The organism is Cupriavidus sp. SZY C1 (assembly GCF_032190535.1).
Lineage (GTDB): Bacteria > Pseudomonadota > Gammaproteobacteria > Burkholderiales > Burkholderiaceae > Cupriavidus > Cupriavidus pauculus_C.
In genome coordinates this window covers 93,868-117,016 of sequence record NZ_JAUANU010000014.1, presented here as the reverse complement: position 1 = coordinate 117,016, position 23,149 = coordinate 93,868, and the positions used below count along the sequence as shown (strand labels likewise).

Genomic DNA, 23,149 nt, shown 5'->3' with positions numbered 1-23,149 from the left:
GCGCCCGCCGTGCCGGGTCCGGAAGCCAGTTCGCGCCGACAAGCAGTCACCAGCAGGGGAACATGATGAGACTTCCGACCCGGGGGAAAAGCCTTCCCTCCGCCGCCGTGCCGACGATGATGGAGCATACGGGCCACGGCATGTCCGCGCCGCAGACGCGACAGGCGCTGATCCAGCCCGTGATCCTGGCCGGCGGTTCCGGCACGCGGCTCTGGCCGCTGTCGCGCGAGCAGCATCCCAAGCAGTTGCTGAACCTGGTGGCCGAGAACACGCTGCTGGAAGCCACGGCGCGCCGGCTCGAAGGGCTGGCGGTCATGGCCGGGCGCACGGTCGGGGTGGAAGCCCCGCAGATCGTGGTGTGCGGCGAGGAACATCGCTTCATGATCGAGGCGATGATGAAGCGCTGCGGCAAGCCCGCGCAGATCCTGGCCGAGCCGTGCGGCCGCAACACCGCGCCCGCGCTGACGATGGCCGCGCTGCACGCGGTGGCCAATGCCGGCGAGATGGGCGACGCGGTGCTGGTGGCCACGCCGGCCGATCACGCCGTGACCGATCCCGAGGCGTTCCGCGCCGCGCTGGCGGTGGCGGTGCGGCATGCCGACCGCGGCGCCATCGTGACGCTGGGCGTGCGGCCCAGCGTGCCGGAAACCGGCTTTGGCTACATCCGCACGGGCCAGGCGTCGCAGGAAGGCGCGCTGCCGCTGGAGCGCTTTGTCGAAAAGCCGCACCTGGAACTGGCACAGGCGTACGTGGAATCGGGCGACTACTGGTGGAACAGCGGCGTCTACGTGGTGCGCGCCACGGTCTGGCTGCGCGCGCTCGATGCACTGCAGCCCGAGATGGCGCGCCAGTGCCGTGCCGCCTACGAGGCCGCCGAGCGCGCCGCCAAGGGCGACGCGCTGTGCCTGTGCAAGGAGGCGTTCGAGGCGTGCCCGTCGGACTCCATCGACTACGCGGTGATGGAACAGATCGAGACGCTGGCCGACATCCCGGCCATGCTGGTGCCGATGGACCCGGGCTGGTCCGACGTGGGCTCGTGGGCCGCGATCTGGGACATCGCCGAAAAGGACGCGGCCGGCAACGTGGCGCGCGGGCGCGTGCTGTTCGATGGCGCGTCGTCGTGTCTGGCCCATTCCGAAGGGCGGCTGATTGCCTGCGTGGGCGTGCAGGACGTGGTGGTGGTGGAAACCGCCGACGCCGTGCTGGTGGTCGACAAGGCCCACGTGCAGGACGTGAAGAACGTGGTGCAGCGGCTGCGCTCGGAGCACGGCGCCGAGATCGTCAACCACCGCAAGGTGCAGCGGCCGTGGGGCTGCTACGACTCCATCGACCATGGCGACCGCTTCCAGGTCAAGCGCATCGTGGTGGAGCCGGGCGCCAGCCTGTCGCTGCAGATGCACTACCACCGCGCGGAGCACTGGGTGGTGGTGCGCGGCACGGCACGGGTGACCTGTGGCGACACGGTCAGCATCCTGTCGGAGAACCAGTCGACTTACATCCCCATCGGCACCCAGCACCGGCTGGAAAACCCGGGCAAGACGCCGCTGGAGATCATCGAGGTGCAGTCGGGCTCCTACCTGGGCGAGGACGACATCGTCAGGTACGAGGACAACTACGGTCGCAAGTAGTATCCGTCGCCCGGCGCGGCCGGGCGGCTTTCGAGGTAGAAGGGGGACACCGTGATCAACATGACTTATGCGGGCGCAGCGGCGCCGGCCACAGCGGCCACGCCGCCCGCGGGCACCGGAAGCGCCCGGCGCGCGATGCTGGACCACGCCGGCTGGATCCTGGGCGCGGCACTGGCCGGCGGGCTCGTTGCATGGGTCTGCGCGGTCTCGCAGCCGCACGAATACAGCGCCAGCGCGCTGGTGCAGGTGCAGCAGTCGCGCGAGGGCATGGCGGCGGCGCGCAACGCGGCGGCCACCATGGCCGCCACGCCGATGCCGCTCGATGTCGGCATGCTGCGCAGCCGTACCGTCGTGGCGCCGGTCGTGGAGCGGCTGCATCTGGACATCTCGGTGCGTCCGCTGCGCGCGCCGCTGCTGGGCGGACTGGCCGCGTACTTCGCCACGCCCGGGCAGTTGTCCGGCCCCTGGCCCGAAAGCCTGGGCTACGCCTGGGGCGGCGAGCAACTCACCGTAGACCGTCTGGCCGTGCCCGAGCGCCTGCTCAACGCGCCGCTGACGCTGGAAGTGCTGCAGGGCGACCGCTACCGCCTCTCCTATCGCGATGCCGAACTGCTGACCGGCGCCGTGGGTGGCGTGGCGCAGGCCAATGGCGTGACGATGCAGGTCACGCGCATCGACGCCCGGCCCGGCACGCGTTTCACCGTGACGCGGCATGACCTGGTGCAGACCGTGGATGCCGTGGCCGACGCGCTGCGCATCGAGATGCAGCCCGGCGACGCCGGCACCGTCAGCATCGGCTGGCGCACCACCGACCGCATGGCCGCCGCCGCGCTGGTCAACGGCATCACCGAGTCGTTCATCGGCAACCAGGCCATGCAGCGGCGCGACGACACGGCCGCCACGCTGGGCTTCCTGTCCGCCGAGATCCCGCGCGTGAAGGCCGAGCTGGAACGCGCCGAGGCCGCGCTGACGCGCTACCGCTCGAAGGCCGGCACCATCGCGCCCACGCAGGACGCCCAGTCGTACCTGACCGGCAGCATGGACTACCAGCGCCAGATCGCGCTGCTCAAGCTCGAACGCACCAAGATGCTGCAGCGCTTTACGGAAGAGGCCAACGAGGTCAAGACCATCGACAGCCAGATCCAGCAGCTGATGCGCGAGCGCAAGGACATGGATTCGCGCTACCAGAACCTGTCGTCGACCGAGCGCGAATCGGTGGCCCTGACGCGCGACGTCAAGGTGGCCGAGGACATGTACATGACGCTGCGCAACAAGGCCGAGCAGCTGTCGCTGGTGCAGCTGGACCGCACGGGCCAGGTGCGCGTGCTGGACAGCGCGCTGGTGCCGGTGCGCCCGGTGGGCTTTGGCCCGTGGCCGGCCACGCTGGCCGGCGCCATGATGGGCCTGTGCCTGGCCATGGCGTGCGTGACCGTGCGCCAGCGCATCCGCCCCACGCTGGAAAACGTCAACGAGGCCGAGGCGCGCCTGGGCCTGCCGATGCTGGGCGACGTGGTGTTCAGCCAGGAACAGGTGGAGCTGGAGCGCCTGATCGACGCACGCGCCCAGGCCGGCTGGTCGCCGGGGTCGCTGGCGGGCCTGCTGCCGCAGCAGCCGGGCCACGCGCTGGTCAATCCCGACGAACTGGCGGAGACCACCGACGACGACATGGACGGCGCCGAGCGCCTGCTGCGCCTGGGCCTGCACGACCAGTTCCTGCTGGCCCGCAACGCCCCGCATTCGATGGCCGTGGAAGGGCTGCGCAACGTGCGCGCCGCGCTGCATTTCTCGCTGCGCGACAGCAAGCTGCGCACCGTGGCCGTGACCAGCCCCACGGCCGGCGCGGGCAAGACGTTCGCCTCGGTCAACCTGGCCGTGCTGTTTGCCGAAGCGGGCCAGCGCGTGCTGCTGATCGACGCCGACCTGCGGCGCGGCAAGGTGGCCAACTGGTTCGACCTGCCCGTCGGTGCCGGCCTGGCCGATGTGCTGGCGGGCCACTCCACGCTGCCGGACGCCGTCAAGCTGACCATCGTCAACGGCCTGTCGGTGCTGCCGGCCGGCGCACCGCCCGACAACCCGTCGGAGCTGCTGATGAGCCCGGCCTTTGCCAAGTGCCTGGACGCCTGCGCGGAGCGCTTCGACCTGGTCATCATCGACACCCCGCCCGTGATGGCCGTGGCCGATGCGACGCTGGTGGCCAACTGCGCCGGCGCCACGCTGCTGGTGCTGCGCGCCGATACCACGCTGCCGTCGCAGGTGGACGAATCGCTGAAGCGGCTGGCGCGCGCCAATGCCACGCTGCTGGGCGGCATCCTCAACGGCGTGGTGCCCAAGCGCAGCAACCGCACCGACTTTACCGCCATGAACCCGTACCTGGGCATGCCCGTGGCGGCGCCGGCGATCAAGCAGATCGGCCATACCCCGGCGGCACATAACAACACAGCCTGACCGGATCGGCACCGGCCCGGGCGTACCCGTTTCTGCGGGGCGTCCGAGGCGGGTTCCCGGTCAGTGTTATCGGGAGACGGATGGATGAAACGGGTCACGTTCGATGGCTGCGCAGGCTGGTTGCACGGCGCGCGCGGCAACACCGGGGTGGTGCTCTGCGCACCGCACGGTCACGAGATGATGTGGGCGCACCGCGCCTTCCGCCATCTGGCCGACCACCTTGCGCAAGCCGGCGTGCCCGTGCTGCGCTTCGACTACCGGGGCACCGGCGACGCCGCCGACCTGCCGGGCGGCATCGATCCGCTGGCCGCCGCGCTGGACGACATCGCCGCGGCCGCCACGCTGCTGCGCCGGACTTCGGGCGCCACGCGCGTGGTGCTGTGCGGGCTGCGGCTCGGGGCATCGCTGGCCGCGCTGGCCGCCACCCGTATCGACGCGGCCGGCGTGGTCATGCTGGCGCCGGTGCTGGACGGGCGCCTCTACCTGCGCGAACTGCGCGCGCTGCACGCGGGCTGGCGCAACAGCGCGATTCCCGAACTCGACGTGCCGCCGACGCCGGCCGGCGCGCAGGACGTGCTCAGCTTCCGCCTGCCCGCCGCCACGCTGGCGGCCATCCAGTCGATCCGCATCGACGCCACGCTGGTGCTGCCGCGCACGCTGCTGCTGGACGCCTGGCCCGACCCTGGCTCGCCGCTGGCCCGGCTGGCTGGCGATTTGCGCGAGGCCGGCATCGACATCGAGCTGGACGGGTTTGCCGAGTATCCGGACATGATGCGCTCGGCCGAATTCGCCGACGTGCCGGCCCAGGCATGCCGCCGCATCGCCGGCTGGATCGGCGCGGATGCGGCCAATGCGGCGCCCGCCCCCGTCGGGCCCGTGCCGACGCCCGATGCGCTGGCACCGCCCGCGCTCGACGGCGTGGCCGAGCATCCGGTGTGGATCGACAACGCGCGCCTGTTCGGCGTGCTCTGTACCCCGGCGCCGCGCGCGCGGGATGCCCGGCCCAACACGGTCGTCATCTTTCCGAACACGGGCGGCAACCACCACGTCGGCGACGGCCGGCTGTTCGTCGAGGTATCGCGCCAGTTGGCCCGGCACGGCTTTGCGGCGCTGCGGCTGGACGTGTCGTCGCTCGGTGACGCCCCCGGTGCCGCCCCGCGGATGGACTTGCAGACGATCTACGCCGAGACGCCGCGCCGCGATCTGGCGGCGGCTGTCGATGCGATGCGCGCGCGGGGCTTTCGCTGCGTGGTGCTGGCCGGCATCTGCTCGGGCGCGTTCCTGAGCCTGCACGCGGCACTGGCCAATCGCGGCGTCAACGGGCTCATGCTGGTCAACCTCGTCAAGTTCCGCTGGGATGCCGCCGACAACGCGGCGGCGTCCGACCACCTGCGCCCGGCGCACGTGTACCTGGCTGCCGCGTGCAAATGGGAGAACTGGCGGCGGCTGATGCGCGGCGAACTGGGCCTGCGACGGCTGGCGGCGGCGATGGCGCGCCGCGTGCGCCAGCGGCTGCGCGAGCGCCGCGAGACGGCGCCGGCCGAGGTGGCCGGCGTGCGCACGTTGTTCCTGTACGGCGCCAGCGACGTGGGGCTGCACGAGGCACACCTGGGCCTCGGCAAGCGGCTGGAGGCGCTGGAAGGGCTGCGCCACGTGCGGCTGCAGACGCTGCCGCTGCTGGATCATTCGCTCTTCCTGACCGAAAGCCGCGACGCGTTTGCCGCGCAGTTGCTGGCGCACCTGGGGCAGATGCCGCAGGCCAAGGCCGCGCCGGTGGCGCACAAGCCGCCCGCCACGCAGTGGCGCCCGGCATCGCCGCGCAAGTCGAACCATGGCATGGCGGCGGAAACGCGCGGCGAGCGCGCCCGCGCATCGGCCGATGCCAGCAAGCCGGCGCGCGGCCGGGCGCGGTAGTGCAGAGGCCCCCGCAGCCGGGGGGCATCGGCTCAGAGTTCGGCGCCGCGCTCGGGCTGGCAGCGTCCGGACAGCAGTTCGCGCAGGCCCAGCAGGTTGCCGGCCAGGCGGCCGCGACGGTCGATGTGCGGCTCGGGGAACAGCGCCTTGGCCCCGTTGGCCAGGAACGCGCGGGCCGTATAGCTCCACGCCTCGCGCGCGGACAGCGCGCCCTTGCCGTACAGGTACCACGCGTTGACGATCTGCGAGAACCCGAAGCGCTTGCCCGACGTGCGGCCGCCCGAGCGCAGCCCCAGATGCACGCCCCGGCACGCCAGCACCTGCAGCAGCGGCCCCTTGGCATGCATCGCGCGCGAGAAATCCATGTCTTCCAGCCAGCCGTACAGCACCAGTCGCTCGTCGAAGCGCAGGTCGCCGATGGCGCTGCAGCGGTAGGCCATGTTGCAGCCGTAGAGTTTCTGCACCGGCACCAGGCCCATCGGCTGCGGATGCGCGGCGTCGTCGGACAGCAGCTCGGCGGCCTCGTCCCAGTCGATCGCGTCGCCGCGCACGCCGTCCTGCACCACGCCGCCGGTGACGCCCACGGCATGGGGACGTGCCGCGAACGCGTCGGCGCAGCGTGCCAGCCATTCGCGCGCGGGCACGAAGTCGTCGTCCAGGAACACGACGATGTCGCTCTCCGGCAGCACGCGCTCCAGGCCACGGTTGCGCTGCGCGGGCAGCCCGGCCGGGCCGAACAGATACTCCACCGGCAGGTGCTGGGGCGCGGCGAACTCGCCGACGTCGAGCCGCGTGTTGGCCGAGATCACGACGATCGACGGCTGCAGGGTCTGCTGCTCCAACAGGCGCAGCATGCGCGGCACCGCCTGCGGCCGGCCCTTGGTGGCGATGACGACGGCAACGCGGCACGCGCGCGGCGCACCCTGAAGGTGTTGTGGTATCACGCGGCTCTCCCTTTGTTGTTGTGCAGCATACGGTTGGGTCTGGCCCGAGTATAGGAATCGATGTGCGGGGCTTTCAGTGTGTTTGCCAACGCAGCAGATGCAGTCACCCGTACGGGCGTTTCGCGGCCATGCGTGCGTGTGTTTCCGCACGGATGGCGCAGGTCCACGCTCGCAAGATGGCGTGGATGGCCTGGCGCGGTTGCCGAGGCCGCCTGTCGTCCTGACGCACCGGAGCACTGCCATGAACTGGACCCGCCGCGCGTGGTTGAGCGCCCTCCCGGCCGGCGCGCTGACGCTGGCATCGCGTGGCGCGCTGGCCCATGTCAGCGCCGGCGCGGTGGAGCCGCTGGTGCCCGCGCCCGATGCCTGGGTGGTCGACGCCACGGGGCAGCGCCAGAAGCTCGGCACGCTGATGCAGGGCCGCGTCACCGCGCTGCAGACGATGTTCACGGGCTGCAGCTCGGTGTGCCCGCTGCAGGGCGCCATGTTCGGCGCGGTGCAGCAGGGGCTGGCCGACAGGCGCGGCAAGTATCCGATGCAGCTGCTGTCGCTGAGCATCGATCCGCTCGGCGATACGCCGCCGGCCATGCAGGCATGGCTGCGCAGGATGGGGGCGGGGCGCGCATGGCGCGGCGTCATCCCGTCGGGCGACGTGATGGCGCTGCGCGGCACGCTGGCCGGCCGCCCGCCGTCCGAGAACCTCGACAAGCACGCCACCCAGGTCTACTTCTTCGATGCGTCGGCACGCATGTGCTGGCGCAGCCAGGCGTTACCGCAACCAGAGGATGTGGTGAACGTCATGGCCTTTCTTGCCAGGGCGTGAACCGGGGCCGCCCAACACCTTTCATCAAGTCGTTGCTTCAGGGGGAAGCCATCATGAATTCCATTCTGCGATCGGGGCCCGCGCGCGCGCTGGCGAGATGGTTGAGGTGCACCGGGCCGTGCCTGCTGGCGCTGTGGCTCTGGCTGGCGCCGACCGGCGCGCAGGCCCAGACCACCACCGAGATCAAGGTTAGCGGCACCAACTACTGTCTCGACATCAGCGGCGGCGTGCCGGACAACGACGCGCCGGCCATCATCTGGACCTGCCATGGCGACCTGAACCAGCAATGGGCGCTGACGCTGTTCGGCAGCCAGTACCAGATGTCGCCACAGCACAGCGGCAAGTGCCTGGACATCCAGTACGCCAGCACTGGCGTGGGCTCGCCGGCGCTGCAATGGCAGTGCAGCGGCACGGCCAACCAGCGTTTCACGCTGCGCGCGCAGAACGGCGGCTATGCCATCGTGGCGGCGCACAGCGGCCTGTGCCTGGCGCCCAACACGGTGGCCGAGGGCCAGGCCGTGGTGCAGAAGACCTGTAACGGCAGCGTGGCGCAGACCTGGAACGTCACGGTGGCGCAGACCACGGTGCTGCCGTCGAAATGGACCGCGCCGAAGGCGCTGACCGTGATCCCGGTGGCTGCGTCGAACCTGCCGGACGGCCGCGTGCTGGTCTGGTCGGCCTACGAGCGCAACAACTTCGGCGGCGACAACGGCCGCACGTACACGGCGATCTTCAACCCGACGACCGGCGCGTCGAGCGAAAAGCTGGTGACCAACACCTACCACGACATGTTCTGCCCCGGCACCGCCAACCTGCCGGACGGCCGCATCCTCGTGAACGGCGGCAGCAGCAGCGCCAAGACCAGCATCTACAACCCGGCCACCAACGCATGGACCACGGCGGCCGAGATGGTGCGCGGACGCGGCTACCAGGGGGCGGTCACGCTCAGCAACGGCGGCGTGTTCACCGTGGGCGGGTCGTGGAGCGGCAATATCGGCGACAAGGACGGCGAGACCTGGACCGCGGCCACCGGCTGGCGGCTCAACAGCGCCATCTGGGACGACTACATCCTGACCGGCGACGCCGGCGGCATCTATCGCTCCGACAACCACGCCTGGCTGTTCGCCGCCAGCAACGGCCGTGTGTTCCACGCCGGCCCGAGCAAGCAAATGAACTGGATGGACACGGCCGGCAACGGCAACGTGACGGCGGCCGGCACCCGTGCCGCCGATGGCGACGCGATGAACGGCAACGCGGTCATGTACGACATCGGCCGCATCCTGACGCTGGGCGGCGCGCCCGACTACGAGAACGCGGCGGCCACCACCAACGCGCACGTGATCGACATCCGCACGGCCACGCCGACGGTGCGCAAGGTGGGGTCGATGGCCTACGCCCGCGCGTTCCAGAACAGCGTGGTACTGCCGAACGGGCAGGTGGTGGTGATCGGCGGGCAGGCGTGGCCGGTGACGTTCAGCGACGACGGCGCCGTGATGGTGGCCGAGCTGTGGGACCCGGCGACCGAGAAGTTCTCGCGCCTGGCGCCCATGCAGACCCCGCGCACGTACCACAGCGTGGCGCTGCTGCTGCCTGACGGCCGCGTGCTCAGCGGCGGCGGCGGCCTGTGCGGCACCTGCACGACCAACCATTCGAACGTGGAGATCCTGACCCCGCCGTACCTGCTCAACGCCGATGGCACCAACGCCACGCGGCCGTCGATCACGTCGGCGCCCACGGAGGCATACCTGGGCACCACGATCTCGGTCAACGCCACGGCCAACATGAAGTCGTTCGCGCTGGTGCGGCTGTCGTCGGTCACGCACTCGGTCAACAACGAGATGCGCCGCGTGCCGCTGGCGTTCACCGTCGGCACCGCCGGCGAGTACCGGCTGCAGATCCCGTCCGATCCGGGCGTGGCCGTGCCGGGCTACTACATGCTGTTCGCGATGAACGCGGCCGGCGTGCCCAGCGTGGCCGCCACGGTCCGGGTTCGCTGATGCGTACGCGCCTGACCGGCGCGCTGGCGGTGGCCATGGCCGCCGCCAGCCTGGCGGTGCCTGCGCTGGCGCAGGCACCCACGCCCAACCTCGTCGAGCTGGGCCGGTCGCTGTTCTACGGCAGCGTAACCCCGGCCACGCCGGCGCGGCTGCGCTGGGAAGAGCGCCCGGTGCCGGCCGCCGCCGCGCGCTGCGCGAACTGCCACGTGGCCACCCAGGGCGCCCAGCCGTTCGGGCCGCCGCTGACCGCCGACGCGCTGCTGACGCTGGCGCCCCGGCGCGGCGGGCCGCCGTCGGCCTACGACCGCGACAGCTTCTGCCGTGTGGTGGCGCAGGGCGTCGACAACACCGGCGTGATGCTGTCCAAGGTCATGCCGCAATACCGGCTATCCGATCCGGAGTGCACGGCGCTCTGGTCCTTCCTGCTGACCCAGTAGCGCGGCAACGGGCCGCGCCCAAGTTTCCGGAGCCCCCCGCATGCCCAATCTTCGAAGAAGTTTCCTGGCCAGGCTTGGCGTGCTGACCGGCGCGGGGGTGGCCACGGCCGCCGGCGCGCGCGAGGCCGCCGAGGCGGCGCTGCCGGCATCGCGCGAGCGCATGGTGTCCGTGGCGGACTTCGACGGGTGCGACCCCAGCGGCCGCACGCCGTCGGACGCGGCGTTTTCCAGCGCCATGCGCGCCGTCGCGCGGCAGGCCCGCAAGGCCCAGTTTGGCGAGAATCCGAACCAGATCGGCGGCCGGCGCATCGTCGTGCCGCCCGGCACGTACCGGCTGACCCGCCCCGGCGCACTGTTCGACGGCGCGCTGCTGTCCGGCCGCACGCAGGGCCTGATGATCGAGGGCGACGGCCCCTCGGGCACCGTCGTGATCCTCTACGAACCGCGCGGCGATGGCGCGCTGTTCCGCAACCAGGACGCCGCGCTGGTCGTGCGGCTGCGCAACCTCCAGTTCCACGGCAACGCGCCGAACAACGACCTGGTGGAAAGCGTCAGCAGCGGCGGCGCGCAGGACTATGCGTTCGACGACTGCCTGTTCACGGGCCAGTGGCGCTATGGCGTGAACCTGACCGGCGACAACTGCAACAGCGAGTGGAAGTTCTGGCGCTGCGCCTGGGCCGGGTCGTGGAAGGCGTTCCTGTACGTGGGCGACAAGCGCACGTCGGACCAGTTCCTGAACTACTGGTTCGACCACTGCAAGTACTGGTGTTCCAGCGCGTGGATCGACATGCACCGCGGCGGCAACATCAAGCTGACCGACTGCGACGTGAGCGGCTACGAGCCGTCGACCCAGACCTACCTGTTCAACCTGCGCGGCAACAACCACGCGATGGGCGTCTGCTCGTTCAAGGCGGAAGGCGTGCGCGTGGAGCAGAAATCGCGCCACGCGGGCGTGATGTTCTGCGAATGGGAACAGGGCAACATCGGCTTCAAGGACTGCGACTTTGGATCGCAGGGTTACCAGGGCTTCGCGGCCGGCACGGTGTCGGCGGTGTTCTCGCCGGGCAACACGGCCGGCGCCCAGGTGGTGTTCGACAACTGCCAGGTCATGGGCCGCCACCAGTACGTGTCCGGCCAGGGGCCCACGGCGCAGGGGCGGGCCGTCTATCGCAACTGCGATTTCGTGAACTACACGCACCCGGACGAGGCGCTGATGTTCGCCGAGTCGGGCAACCAGCTTGGCCGGCGCCGCGTGGTGACGCTGGAGGGCTGCCGTGGCAACAGCGCGGCGGGCGTCTATGCCGATGCGGAAATCGGCTGGCATGTGGCGGCGTCGGCCACGGTGCGTACCAAGGTGGTTTCGCTGCGCAACGCGTTTGGCCGGCTGCCGTCGCGTGCCGATGGCGCCCAGACCGTGATCCTGCCGCTCAACGCCATCGTCACCCGCGTCATGCTCGACGTGGGCGGCGGGGCGGGCAACTACGCGATCGTGTCCGGCGACGCCGGCGCGGGGCCGCTGCTCAAGGCGGCGCGCCAGGCCGACGAGCGCATGCTGTTCCGCTGCAATACGCGCCAGCGCTGCACGCTGAGCCTGGTGCCCGGCGCAGGTACCGAGCAGGCCGCCGGCGCCGATGCGGTGGCGCTGGTCGAATACATCGGCTGATCCGCAGGTTCGTTTTACCGCCTGTCGAACGCCCCGCGATGCCGGGGCGTTTTTCTTTGGCCCCGCCCGCTCCCGCCCGCCCGAAGCAAACAAAAAGGCCGCTTCCGGAGAAGCGGCCTGCGTGGTGGGCTGGGAGGCGGATCAGGCTCGCTTGGCCTGCTCGCTGCCGTAGCGGTTCAGGTAGCGGTACTTGCCGAAGTGGTAGTGCGACCGGTACCAGCGTCCCTCGACCTTCAGGCCGTTGAACAGCACGCCCTTGACCTCGCCCCCGGCCTGCTCGACCATGCGGCGCGCGGCGGTCAGTTCGGCGGCGGTGGTCTTGTCGGCCCGGGCCACCATGAACACGGCGCCGGCCTTCGGGGCCAGGATGCCCGCGTCGGAGGCGGCCAGCACCGGCGGCGTGTCGATCAGCACCAGGTCGTAGCGGGTGCGCAGTTCGGCCAGCAGGTCGTCCATGTGCGGGCTCTGCAGCACATCGGCGGCCAGCGGGGGCTCCGCGCCCGTGGCGATGAAGTCCAGCCCCGGCGCCACGTTCTTCTGGATGACGTCGTCCAGCCGCGCGCCGGTCAGCGCCTCGGTCAGGCCCGGCTTGCGCGTGACGTTGAAGCGCTCGTTCAGCGCGCCGCGGCGCAGGTCGGCATCGACCAGCACCACCTTGCGGCCGGCCGCGGCAGCCACCACCGCGAAGTTGGCGCTCAGGAACGACTTTCCGGCCTCGGGCGCGGGGCCCGTGAAGACCACCACGTGGTTGCGCGGCGCGCCCAGCAGCGCGAACTGCAGCGCCGTGCGGAAGCCGCGCAGGCTCTCGATGGCCGGGTCGTCGGGCTCGCCCAGCGCCAGCACGTCGCCGCCACCGCCCTTGGTGCGGGTCAGGCGGGCCTGCTGGGCGCTCATCGGGATCGTCGCGTAGACCGTCATGCCGCATTGCGATTCGATCTCGTCGGCATCGGTCACGCCGCCGTCGAACATGCGCCGGATCGCCACCACCAGCAGCGCCACCACGATGGCCATCACGCCGGACGTGGCGCTGATCAGCATGCGGTTCGGGCGCACCGGCTTGAGCGGCACGTCGGCACCGTCGATCAGGCGCGCCGTGCCGACCTTGCTGGCCTTCACCAGGCGCAGTTGCTGGACGTCGTTGAGCAGCGACTGGTACAGCTCGGTGTTGACCTTCAGGTCGCGCATCAGGCGCAGCACGTTCTGCTCGACGTCGGGCAGCTTCTGGATCTTGCCGGTCACGCCGTTGAGCTGGCCGGTCAGGCCGGCAATCTGGTTGTCCAGGATCTCGATGGTCGGGTGGTTGGTGGTGAACCGGGCGATCAGCTCCTGGCGCTTCTGGCGCAGTTCCTGCAGCTTGGTCTGGATCTGCACCGACTGCGCCAGGATCAGCTTCGATTCCTCGCTCAGGTCGATGGTGCCGCGCTGGTTACGCATCGCGTTGTAGCGCGACTCGGCCGTCTCCATCTGCTGCTTGAGCTGCGGGAGCTGGCCTTCCAGGAAGTTGACCGACTTCTCGGCCTCGGCGGCCTTGCGGCGCAGGTTCTGCTCCACGTACTCGTTGCCGATCTCGTTCAGGATGGCCGCCGTGCGGGGCGCCGACGTGCCTTCCAGCGCCACGCCGATCACGCCGCTCTGCTTGCCGCGCTCGCCAATCATGAGCTGGTCCTGCAAGGTGGCGATGGCGGCGCCGCGCGGCACGCGGCGGACGTAGAACTGGGCACCGGCGCGGCCGTCCAGCCGGCTCACGTCGATCGTCACCGCGCCGCTGGCCGTGGCCACGGTCAGCGGATGGCCCACACGGCCCTCGGCGGTCTGGTCGCTGCTGGCAAACGCCAGGCGGTACTTGCCCTCGCCCAGCGCGGTGACCACCATGCGGCGGTCTTCCATCTGCGCGGGCACGTCCAGGCGATCCACCACGATCGACTCGCTGCCCCAGGCAAAGCCGCCATAGCCGAACAGGCCCGGCGTGGACAGTTCCTTGTTGTAGCTGGCCAGCGACGCGCCCACCAGCGGGAAGTAGCGCGGCGTGGCCTCGATGTCCAGCCGCAGCGTGTCCACGGCCTTGCCGACCACCATGCGCGAGCGCAGCAGCTCGATCTCGGCCGTGGCGGCCGGCTTGGCATCGAACACCGGCGAGATATTGGCCGCCATCTTGCTGGCCGTGTTGCCGGGGCTGGTGTCCTCCACCTGCACCAGGATGTCGGCGCGGTACACCGGGCGCGCCAGGAACGCATACAGCAGGCCGAGCCCGAGGATGGCCGCGGCGACGAACACGAATGTCCACCTGTACCGCACCAGCACATCGACGTAGGACGTCATGTCCATGGGCTTGTCGTTGTCTTCCCATGTATCGGGAGCGGGCTCCCGGAAATTCCTTACGTTGCTCATCATGCCTCTCCGTGGCGGTGGGTCGGCTCGGCCGCGTGGATGCGTGCCGACCAGGATTCAACACCTTTCTTGATCAAACCTAGCGCGATGACGAACATGCTCTGCGAGCCGCCAAACGGATCGGGCACGTCGGCCTGCTGCTGCTCGCACAGGCGATGCGTCTTGCCGCGCGCATGCGGGTACAGCGCTTCCACCGCGTCGCGTTGTTCCTCGTCCATCACCAGCACCAGGTCGGCGCCGGCCACCAGCGTGGCGTCCAGCGCGCGGGCGCGGTGCTGGCTCAGGTCGTCTCCCTCGATGGCCAGCAGCCGCACGGCGCGCGGGTCCGCCGTGGCGCCCACAGGCGGTGCCAGGCCGGCCGACAGCACGCGGCACCCGGGCAGTGCCCGGCTCAGCAGCGCCGCCGCCATGGGACTGCGGCAGCGGTTGCCGATGCAGATCACCAGGATCGAGCGGACCATTTGCGCCCCGAGCGTGCCCAGGACGGCGCTCATGGCCGCGCGATGCTGGCCGTGCCAACCACCGGCTGGATCAGCAGCGTCATCACGCGGCTCCAGCGCACGAGGTCGCGCGCGTCCACGTAGACCACGTCCTTGGGTTCCAGCTCGAAGCTTTCCGCGATGGCCAGCGCCACGGGCGAGGTGCCGTCCAGGTGGTACACCTTGGGCTTGCCCTCGTTGGTCTTGCGGATCACGAAGATCTGCTCGGCGTTGGCCGACGCCGGGTTCACGCCGCCGGCATCGCCAAGCGCCTCGTTGAGCGTCATGCGGCCGTTGCGCATCAGCAGCGACGACGGCTTGACCACTTCGCCCGTGACGAAGATCTTGCTGTCCTCGCGCTGTTCCACGCGCACGATGTCGCCCGAGCGCAGCAGGATGCGCGACGGGTCGGTGCCCTTGGCCAGCAGCGCCGGGATGTTCACGTACCAGCTGCGCTCGCCGCGCGTGACGCGCACGCGGCTGTTGTCGCCGGTCAGGTTCAGCACGCCGCCGGCGCGGTTCAGCGCCTCGACCAGCGTCATCGGCGCATCGTCGATGGCCAGCATGCCCGGGGTCTTGACCTCGCCGTCGACGTACACGCGCTGGCTGCGGAAGCCCAGCACGCGCACCGTCATCTGCGGGTCGCGCACCACGCGCGACAGGATGCGCGCCATCTCGTCGCGCACCTCGTTGGCGGTCTTGCCGGCCACCTTCATCACGCCCGCGTACGGAAACTGGATGTCGCCGGCGGGGCTGACCACGTAGCCCGGCATGTTGGAGCCGCCGCTGGAGGTGGGAATCTCGAAGGCGGCGCCGATGCTGTACGTCTGCGTCGGGAACACGAGTTCGGGGTGGTCCCAGACCACCACGGAGATGATGTCGCCCGGGCCGATGCGGTACGGCGAGGGCGTGGCGAACAGTTCCTCCACGCCGGAATTGGCCGGCTTGGCCCGGGTCTGCTGCTCGCGCACCAGCTCCAGCGTGATCGGCGTGACATCGGGCATCGAGTCGGGGCTCACGGCGCTGACCGGGGCGTTGGCACTGAACTGCATGCCCGGCGCCGCGGCGCAGGCGCCCAGCAGCAGGGCGGCACCCGCGGACGCCAGCATGGCGCCCAGCGAGCGGAGGGATCGGGCGTCGCACCGGCGTGCGGTGCGGTTCTGGCTTGTATTCACGGCGTACTCTCCCCAGTCGGTGAAATGGGACACGGCATCGCTGTCTTCCGCGACTGAATGCATCGTAGGAGTCTGCAAAGTGCACTATCGGTGCGCTCTCGCACATTGATGCCGGGGGGCCCCCGGATAACGTTGCGTATCGCACCGAACGCGCGCTGCAGTGCCGCATATCGTCGGTCCTGCCGGCACGGTGCCGGCCCATGCCAGGGCGTTCCGGGCAAACCACGGGAGAACAAGATGAGGGGCGTGATCATCAATGCCGACGACTTCGGCTACGACGACGATACCTTTCGCGCGACGGTGGCCTGCTTCGATGCCGGCCTGCTGACCAGCGCCACGATCCTGGCCGGGCGGCCGGCCACCGCGCAGGCGTGCCGCTACGCGCGCGACCACGCCAGGCGCTTTTCCTTCGGGCTGCACTTCAACATCGTGGAAGGCTGGCGGCCGCAGGGGGCGTCGGCCACGCTGTGCCGCAAGGACGGCTCGCTGTTCCCGCCGAAAATCCAGCGCGCGCGGGCCATGGCCGGGCTGATCGACGCCGCCGACATCCGGCGCGAGTTCCGGATGCAGCTGGAGGAAGTGCGCGACCAGGGCGTGGACGTGTCCCACGTGGACGGCCACGGCCACATGCACAAGTACCCGGCCATCATGCGCGTGCTGCGCGAGGAAATGCTGCGCGCCGGCATCACGCGCGTGCGCCGGCCCCAGAACTGCTATTTCATGAAGAACCACGTGCGCGGCGCGATGAACGTGCTGCTGCTGCGTCACTTCGGCGGGCTGCGCAGCCCGGACTTCTACGTCGGCGCCGACACGCGCCAGCGCGGCTGGGCGCTGCAGTTGCCGGCCATCCTGCCCGAGGGCGTGACCGAGATGTCGGTGCATCCGGGCTACACCGAGACCTGGCGCCAGGAAGAAGGCGCGCCGCTGATGGAGCCCGAGCCGCTGGGTACGGTGCTCAAGCAGGCCGGCATCGTGCTGATGCGCTATCACGACATCTGAGATGGGGCAGGCCGGCGGGGCCGGCGTGCGGAAGGCATCAGCCGGCGGCCCAGGGCCGCCGGTGTGCTTCATGCCGGCGTCAGCCGCCGGTGCCGGCGATGGCCGCCACGGTGCGGTCCAGCACCGCTTCCATGCGGCGGCGCTCGGCCCGGAAGTGATCCAGCAGCGCCGCCTTCTGGTCGTCGGCCAGCCCGTCGGGCGACGTCCGGTTGCGCAGCCAGGCAATCGCGTACTCGGCAAAGTCGGCGTCGCGCGGCACCAGCACGCCGTTGCGCGCGTCGATCATCGAGCCGATGCAGCCGCGGTCATGGGCGATGGTCGGCACGCCGTGGCTGTGGGCTTCCAGCAGGATCAGCGGCGCGGCCTCGTTGTGGTAGGTGGTGGGAAACAACAGCACGTCGATGTCGCGGAAGAAATCCTCCTTCTGCTGGCCGTGCACAGGCCCTAGGTAGCGCACGCACGGCGTGCGCGCCAGTTCGGCGTCGAAGCGGGCGCGGATGTCGGCCGCAACCGGCCCGGCAATGCGCGCGCAGACCGGGATGCCGATCTCCTGCGCCAGCCGCACCGTCTCGAAGAACGTGAAGATGCCCTTGGCCGCCGTGATGTTCGACAGGAAGCCGACGTTGACCGATGCGCGGGGCGGGGTCTTGTCCGCCGGCGCCGTGCCTGGCAGGTCGATCAGGCTCAGGTTCGACAGCACCTGCACGTTGGCCGGCGCCAGCCCGTAGATGCGCGACAGCTCGGCGCCCATCAGCTCGCACAGCACCAGGTGCCGGCCGCGCGGCGCGCAACGCATGATCAGCCGCGTGTACCACGTGGGCTGGTTGATGTAGGCGAAGCTGTGGTGATGGAAGTAGACCGCCATGCCGGCGCGGTGCGCCAGCGCCACGAACGGTGCATCGAGCAGTTGCCCGAAGCCGCCGGACAGGCCCAGATACAGCGTGTGCGGCCGGTCCTTGGCCAGCAGCCGGCCCATGCGCCAGAGCTGGCGCGCACGGTTGGCCAGCGCCTGCACCCCGGCCAGCCGGCCCGACGTGCGCCGGGCCACGTCCAGCACCACCACGGGCGCGCGTTCGCGGATGCGGTCCAGCATGCGCTGGTTCGATGCCGAGAAACCGTTGTGCGGCGGGGGCAGCGGCCCCAGGAACACCACCGGCCGCGCCAGCGCCGCCGGCGTGCCGGCGGTTTCGTGGCGGTGCAGCGGCGCGGCGGGCGAGCCGCTGTCGGCGGGCTGCTTGGCGATGGGGCCGAAAGCGCTGGGTACGGTCATGCTCGTGCGTCCTCAAGAATCTTCAGGCAGCCTTCCATGATCGACCGGCCGGCACACGCGGGCGTGTACTGGGCGGCCACGTCAAGGCAATGCTGCATCGTGGCGCCGACGTCGGCAAAGGTCTGTCTGGCCTGCAACAGCGCGCGGGTCAGGTCCGCCACGTCGCGCGTGGCGAACGTGTGGCCCGTGACGCCTTCCTGCACCAGTTCGGGAATGCAGCCACAGCAGTCGCTGGCCACGATGGGGCAGCCGTAGCTGAGCGCCTCGTTTACCACCAGCCCCCACGCCTCGGTGTGGCTCGGCAGCACCAGACAGGTCGCCCTGGCGTACTGCTGCGCGAGCTGGTCGATATCCATCGCACCCAGAAATTGCACCGCGCCGCCCAGGCCCAGCGATTCGGCCAGTTGCGGCAGCTGCTCGGATTCCACCAGCGGCCCGGCCAGCACCAGCGTGGCCGACGGCTGCTGCCGGCGCACGTCGACGAAGGCGCGCAGCAAGTCCTCGATGCCCTTGGCGCGGCACACCAGCCCGACGAACAGGTAGCGCGGCGCGTCGGGCGGCGCGGCATTGGCCAGCCGCATGCTGGCGGCCGTCTGCGCGCTGTACGTGTGCGGCAGCGCCGCCGCCTGGCAGCGATAGACGATGCGCGCTGGGTCCGCGCCCATGGCGATCACGTACTCGGCCGAGCGCTGGCCGTAGACGAAGATGCCGTCGCACTGGCGGAAGAAGAAGCGCTTGAGCCGCCGCTTGAACGGGCGGTCGGCCTGGTCGCGCATGGTGGAGTCGCAAAACACGCCGCGGCGCTTGCCGGTCAGCATGCAGGCGGCCAGCATGGCCCAGAACTCCACGCGGTGGTAGCCCGGCATCACGATCAGCCGGCTGCGCGAGCGGAACACCTGCTGCATCAGCCGCAGCGACACCTTCCACGCGGGAATGGTCTCGTAGGGCGCGTCGAACAGGATCTGGTACGGATAGCGGTGGTAGCTGGTGTCCACGCCGCTGTACGCGGAGCGCCCGTAGCCGGTGGCGGAGATGTGGAAAAAGCGCACGTCCTGCCCGTGGCCGCGGGCGTGCGAGAACGCTTCGGTGAAGACGGCACCCTTGTACTTGGGCCATAGCATGTTGTGGTAGATGTCGATCATCGTCAGTCCCTGGGCTGCGAAAGGGCCCGGCGGCCGTCTAGTTGGCGTGGAGGACATCCACGTCGAGCGGTGCTCGGGCGGAAAGCGGCGACGGTGCGGCGTGCGGCGCGGCATCGTCGAGTCGGGGGCGCAGCGGGCGGCAGGGGCTGCCCATGCAGACCATGCCGGCAGGCATGTCGCGGAACACCGCGCTGCGGGCACCGATCACGGCGCCGGGGCCGATCGTGACGCCGGGCGCCACGAACGAGTGGCTGGCCACCCAGGCTTCGTCGCCGATGCGGATGGGACGGCCGCGGATGGCAAAGTCGCTGCGGCGGTAATCATGGTCGCCCGCGCACAGGTAGGTGAACTGGGACACCACGGCATGGTTGCCGATCTCGATCTCGGCCAGGCTGTACAGCTCGGCGCCGTCGCCAATCCACGCGTAGTCGCCGATGCGTACCTTCCACGGGTAGGTCACGCGCACGCTGGGGCGGATGACCACGTGGCGGCCCACCTGCGCGCCAAAGCAGCGCAGCAGCCAGCGCCGGAAGCCGTTGGCAAACTGCGGCGAGCGGTGGAAGAGCAGGCTCTGGACGCACCACCAGAGCTGCACGGCCACGGCGGACCGGCCGCGGAAGTTCGGCGGCATCCTGAAGCTCGACAGATCCTGGAACATGTTGCGGCTCCTTCAACCGGCCAGGCCGGGGGGCGATACCCTGATCGTGACGCTGCATTGCCGCATCGACCGTACGGCAGCCCACAAACGTGCGGACGGCGCGCTAGTCGCCCGCGTAGTCGGCCGTGGCCGGCGCGCTGAGCGGCGTCTCCGCGTGCAGCCGGATCAGCGTGGCCTCGAAGGTGCCCAGCACGGCGTCGCGGTCCAGGTGGCCTTCGGCCCATGCCTTGCCGGCGGCGCCGAGCGCGTGGCCGCGCTGCGGATCGTCGGCCAGTTCCACGATGGCGTCGGCCAGCGCGGCGCTGTCGCCGGGCGCCACCACGATGCCGCACTGCATGACGAGCTTGCCCAGCTCGGTGGCTGGCGCCGCCGTGGCCACCACGGGCTTGCCGCTGGCCAGCATGGCTGCGAGCTTGGACGGCAGGACCAGGTCGGCCGCGTCGGCGCGCTGGGGCATCAGGTGGATGTCGGCACTGGCCAGCAGCGCCGAGAAATCCTCCCACGGCTGCAGCGGCAGGAAATGGATGCGCGACAGGCCCGCGCAGCGCGCGCGCAGGTCCGGCACGCCGGCGCCGGCGCCGCAGAACACGAAATGCAGGTCCTGACGGTCGCGCAGCCGGTGCGCGGCCTCGGCCAGGATCTCGATGCCCTGCTTGGCGCCGATCGTGCCCGAGTACAGCGCCACGACCGCATCGGCCGGGATGCCAAGCTGCTGGCGGTAGTCGGCGTTGCTGCGCCGGGCCAGGCCCTGCAGGTCCACCCAGTTCGGCAGCATGGTCAGGTGGGCGTCGCTGGCACCCTTGCGGCGGGCCAGCGCCACCATCGCGTTGGAGATCGACGAGACATGGTCGAAGCGCGTCAGCACGAAGCGCTCCAGCGCATTGGCCATGCGGCGCAGCAAGCGGCCCTTGAGCAGGCCCAGCTCGAACGCGGCGTCGATCTCGTAGTCATGGATGTGCAGCCACGCCTTGGCACCGGTCGCGCGCGCGAACAGCAGCGCGGCCGGGCTGCAGAACAGCGGCGGCTCGACGATGAACACCACGTCCGGGCGCCATTTCACCTGCCGCGCCAGCCAGACCATGCTGGTCAGCGCGAACGACGCCAGGTGGATGATGCGGCGCAGCCCGGTGGGGCGCTCCGGCACCCACAGCGGCGCGCGCATGACGTCCACGCCGTTGCGCATCTCGCGCCGGAAGCGCAGGCCGCGGTAGGCCGGGTCGACCTTCCAGGCCGGGTAGTACGGCGGCGCGGTAATCACGCGCACGTCATAGCCCTTGGCGGCCAGCCATTCCGCCTGCTCGCCGGTGTACTTGCCGATGCCGGTGAGTTCGGGCGCATAGTTGAGGCAATAAAGCAGGATCTTCATCTTGTTGTTCCGTCCTGGCGCCGGTCTGGCGGATGTTCGGGGCACGGCGTGGGCCGCCGCGCACGCGGTCAGCCTCAGACGGAGTCTACGAACGCCCGGGCCGGCGCTATGTTCGAGGCCGCACGCTTTGCCGCTGTGCACCATCCTGTGGGGCACCGAACAGAGATCGGGGCGGTACGCGCCTACGCTCCACTACGGCGGGACGTCCCTTCGTTGCGGCGGCCCCCGGCCGTGTGCGCCATGGGGCGCGCGGCCCGGCTTGCAACGGCATTTCTGGAGGCGTGCGTGACAACGACAAAAGGCGGGCTGCTCGGCAGCGATACCGAGGTGGCCATGGCGCCGGCGGGGTTTGGGACGCAGGACCACGGCGCGGCGGAACGCGCCAGCCAGGCCACCCGCGCGCTGCGGCTGGCCGTGGCCAGCTCGATGGTGTCCAAGGCGTGCAGCATCGGCCTGCAGGTGGTCAGCATTCCGCTGTTCGCGCGCGTGCTGTCCACCGACGACTTCAGCGCGATGATGGTCTACTTCGGCATCTCGGCCTGGCTGTCGCTGGTGGCGATCGGGGTCTGGCCGACCATCACGTCGATCGCGGCCGACGACAAGAAGTCCGGCCTGCTGCCCGGCGTGCTGGCGGTGTCGCTGGGCGGGCTGTCGGCGATCTTCGTCTCGGTGATCGTGCTGGTGCTGGTGCTGCGTCCGGTGCTGGAGTCGAGCGGCGTGAACCTGTTCTCGGCCAGCCACTACGACCTGTTCCTGGCCGCGCTGGTCTGCTACGCGATGCTGACCGTGCTGTCCGTGGGCGAGGCCGTGAACCAGGGCCAGCACCGCCAGCACGTGAACAACCTGATCACGGCCGGCGGCAGCGTGCTGAACGTGGTGTTCATCCTGCTGGTGACGTTTGCGCGGCCGGAGGGCCAGGCGCACGTGGACGTGACGCTGCTGTTCATCGCCAGCCAGCTCGGGTTCATCCTGCTGCGCGTGTTCAACATGGCCGGCGTGCTGATGCGCGTGGGCCGCCCGCATGCATTCCCGGGCATGGCGTTCGCGCGCGAACTGGCACGCAACACGCGCGCGCTGGTGCAGGCGCAGCTTGCCGTGGCGTTCCTGCAGCAGGGCACGGTGCTGCTGTGCTACGAGATGGGCATGCCGCGCGACGCGGCGCTGCTGGCGCTGCTGTTCCGCGCCAACATGCTGCTGCACAGCCTGGTGTTCATGATCAACCAGCCGCTCTGGCCCATCATCCACCGCAACATGCTGGCCGGCGACTGGCCGTGGGTGTCGCGGACGTACCGCAAGCTCGCCACGTGCTACGTGGCCTACGGGCTGATGGCGGTGGCCGTGGCCACCGTGGCGGGCGGCGCGGCGGTGGCGCTGTGGACGGCCGGCGAGTACCCGATCTCCAACGGCCTGGCCACGCTGTGCGCGGTCTACTTTGCCGTGCTGGTCACGTCGCAGGCCAGCGCGCCGGTGCTGATGGGCGGGCAGGCGTTCGGCAGCCTGGGCAATATCGGCACGATGGAGTTCCTGGCCGCCACGGTCGGCTGCGTGGTGCTCTACCTGGCCCACGCGGTCAACTTCCCGAACATCGTCGTGGCGCTGATCGCGGCCAATGCGGTCACCGCGCTCTGGATGATGCCGACGCGCGCGCTGGGCCTGATCCGGCGCGGCGCGCTGGCGGGCAGCCACTAGCGGGCCTGCCCGGCGCCCCGGCGCCCCGCAACGAAGGGGGCGGGGCAACGGCCCGGCCCTTCCCCCGATCCACGTCCGCAGCGCCAGCCTTGCCGTCCGGCATCCCATCCGATTCCCTTTTCCGGTCCCCAA

At 70.4% G+C, this 23,149-nt stretch carries 17 protein-coding genes; 9 read left to right on the top strand and 8 right to left on the bottom strand.

The window, feature by feature from the left end:
* Window positions 1–116 precede the first annotated feature (116 nt).
* The 3 genes from QTN24_RS20375 to QTN24_RS20365 all read left to right on the top strand — a co-directional run bounded on the left by QTN24_RS20375 (window position 117) and on the right by QTN24_RS20365 (window position 5,987).
* Window positions 117–1,628 carry a mannose-1-phosphate guanylyltransferase/mannose-6-phosphate isomerase gene (locus QTN24_RS20375; RefSeq protein ID WP_313839419.1) on the top strand — a complete coding sequence of 504 codons (1,512 nt, stop codon included), beginning with the start codon at window positions 117–119 and terminating at the stop codon, window positions 1,626–1,628.
* Between the two features lie 60 nt (window positions 1,629–1,688).
* Window positions 1,689–4,073, top strand: coding sequence for a polysaccharide biosynthesis tyrosine autokinase (locus QTN24_RS20370; protein WP_313839417.1), 2,385 nt, complete (start codon window positions 1,689–1,691; stop codon window positions 4,071–4,073).
* An 84-nt stretch (window positions 4,074–4,157) separates the two neighbouring features.
* Complete coding sequence (locus tag QTN24_RS20365) at window positions 4,158–5,987, top strand: serine aminopeptidase domain-containing protein (protein ID WP_313839357.1); 1,830 nt, start codon at window positions 4,158–4,160, stop codon at window positions 5,985–5,987.
* 32 nt (window positions 5,988–6,019) lie between these two features.
* On the opposite strand, the gene QTN24_RS20360 is transcribed toward QTN24_RS20365, so the two are convergent.
* Window positions 6,020–6,931, bottom strand: a complete 912-nt coding sequence (locus QTN24_RS20360) for a glycosyltransferase family 2 protein (RefSeq protein WP_313839355.1) — start codon at window positions 6,929–6,931, stop codon at window positions 6,020–6,022.
* A gap of 241 nt (window positions 6,932–7,172) precedes the next feature.
* Here QTN24_RS20360 and QTN24_RS20355 point away from each other — a divergent pair, with 241 nt between their 5' ends.
* Genes QTN24_RS20355 through QTN24_RS20340 form a run of 4 tightly spaced genes read left to right on the top strand, consistent with a single transcriptional unit; the run spans window position 7,173 to window position 11,851 of the window.
* Window positions 7,173–7,754 carry an SCO family protein gene (locus QTN24_RS20355; RefSeq protein WP_172966154.1) on the top strand — a complete coding sequence of 194 codons (582 nt, stop codon included), beginning with the start codon at window positions 7,173–7,175 and terminating at the stop codon, window positions 7,752–7,754.
* Window positions 7,755–7,807: 53 nt separating this feature from the next.
* Window positions 7,808–9,751 carry an RICIN domain-containing protein gene (locus QTN24_RS20350; protein WP_313839352.1) on the top strand — a complete coding sequence of 648 codons (1,944 nt, stop codon included), beginning with the start codon at window positions 7,808–7,810 and terminating at the stop codon, window positions 9,749–9,751.
* The gene (locus QTN24_RS20345; protein ID WP_124685811.1) at window positions 9,751–10,188 is read left to right on the top strand and encodes a c-type cytochrome; all 438 of its coding nucleotides are present in this window, start codon (window positions 9,751–9,753) and stop codon (window positions 10,186–10,188) included. Before QTN24_RS20350 ends, QTN24_RS20345 begins: the two co-directional genes overlap by 1 nt.
* Window positions 10,189–10,228: 40 nt before the next feature.
* Entirely contained in the window at window positions 10,229–11,851 is a 1,623-nt protein-coding gene (locus QTN24_RS20340; RefSeq protein ID WP_313839350.1) for a hypothetical protein, read from the top strand.
* A gap of 141 nt (window positions 11,852–11,992) precedes the next feature.
* On the opposite strand, the gene QTN24_RS20335 is transcribed toward QTN24_RS20340, so the two are convergent.
* The 3 genes from QTN24_RS20335 to QTN24_RS20325 are packed head-to-tail and all read right to left on the bottom strand — an operon-like array spanning window position 11,993 to window position 15,827.
* Entirely contained in the window at window positions 11,993–14,239 is a 2,247-nt protein-coding gene (locus QTN24_RS20335) for a polysaccharide biosynthesis tyrosine autokinase (RefSeq protein WP_124686722.1), read from the bottom strand.
* Window positions 14,239–14,700, bottom strand: a complete 462-nt coding sequence (locus tag QTN24_RS20330; protein ID WP_124686723.1) for a low molecular weight protein-tyrosine-phosphatase — start codon at window positions 14,698–14,700, stop codon at window positions 14,239–14,241. Before QTN24_RS20330 ends, QTN24_RS20335 begins: the two co-directional genes overlap by 1 nt.
* Before the next feature lie 29 nt (window positions 14,701–14,729).
* The gene (locus QTN24_RS20325; RefSeq protein WP_124686724.1) at window positions 14,730–15,827 is read right to left on the bottom strand and encodes a polysaccharide biosynthesis/export family protein; all 1,098 of its coding nucleotides are present in this window, start codon (window positions 15,825–15,827) and stop codon (window positions 14,730–14,732) included.
* A 303-nt stretch (window positions 15,828–16,130) separates the two neighbouring features.
* Here QTN24_RS20325 and QTN24_RS20320 point away from each other — a divergent pair, with 303 nt between their 5' ends.
* On the top strand, window positions 16,131–16,892 hold the full coding sequence (locus QTN24_RS20320) for a ChbG/HpnK family deacetylase (protein WP_124685813.1): 762 nt from the start codon (window positions 16,131–16,133) through the stop codon (window positions 16,890–16,892).
* Between the two features lie 79 nt (window positions 16,893–16,971).
* On the opposite strand, the gene QTN24_RS20315 is transcribed toward QTN24_RS20320, so the two are convergent.
* From QTN24_RS20315 to QTN24_RS20300, 4 genes are all read right to left on the bottom strand, one after another.
* Window positions 16,972–18,162 carry a glycosyltransferase family 4 protein gene (locus tag QTN24_RS20315; protein WP_313839347.1) on the bottom strand — a complete coding sequence of 397 codons (1,191 nt, stop codon included), beginning with the start codon at window positions 18,160–18,162 and terminating at the stop codon, window positions 16,972–16,974.
* A complete protein-coding gene (locus QTN24_RS20310; protein ID WP_313839346.1) occupies window positions 18,159–19,304 on the bottom strand; it encodes a glycosyltransferase in 1,146 nt (381 codons plus the stop codon). Before QTN24_RS20310 ends, QTN24_RS20315 begins: the two co-directional genes overlap by 4 nt.
* A gap of 37 nt (window positions 19,305–19,341) precedes the next feature.
* The gene (locus tag QTN24_RS20305) at window positions 19,342–19,962 is read right to left on the bottom strand and encodes a putative colanic acid biosynthesis acetyltransferase (protein ID WP_313839344.1); all 621 of its coding nucleotides are present in this window, start codon (window positions 19,960–19,962) and stop codon (window positions 19,342–19,344) included.
* A gap of 103 nt (window positions 19,963–20,065) precedes the next feature.
* On the bottom strand, window positions 20,066–21,328 hold the full coding sequence (locus tag QTN24_RS20300) for a glycosyltransferase WbuB (RefSeq protein ID WP_313839342.1): 1,263 nt from the start codon (window positions 21,326–21,328) through the stop codon (window positions 20,066–20,068).
* A gap of 285 nt (window positions 21,329–21,613) precedes the next feature.
* Between QTN24_RS20300 and QTN24_RS20295 the strand changes: the two genes are divergently transcribed.
* Window positions 21,614–23,017: a hypothetical protein gene (locus QTN24_RS20295; RefSeq protein ID WP_313839340.1), complete on the top strand. Its 1,404-nt coding sequence runs from the start codon at window positions 21,614–21,616 to the stop codon at window positions 23,015–23,017.
* The last annotated feature ends 132 nt before the right edge of the window (window positions 23,018–23,149 follow it).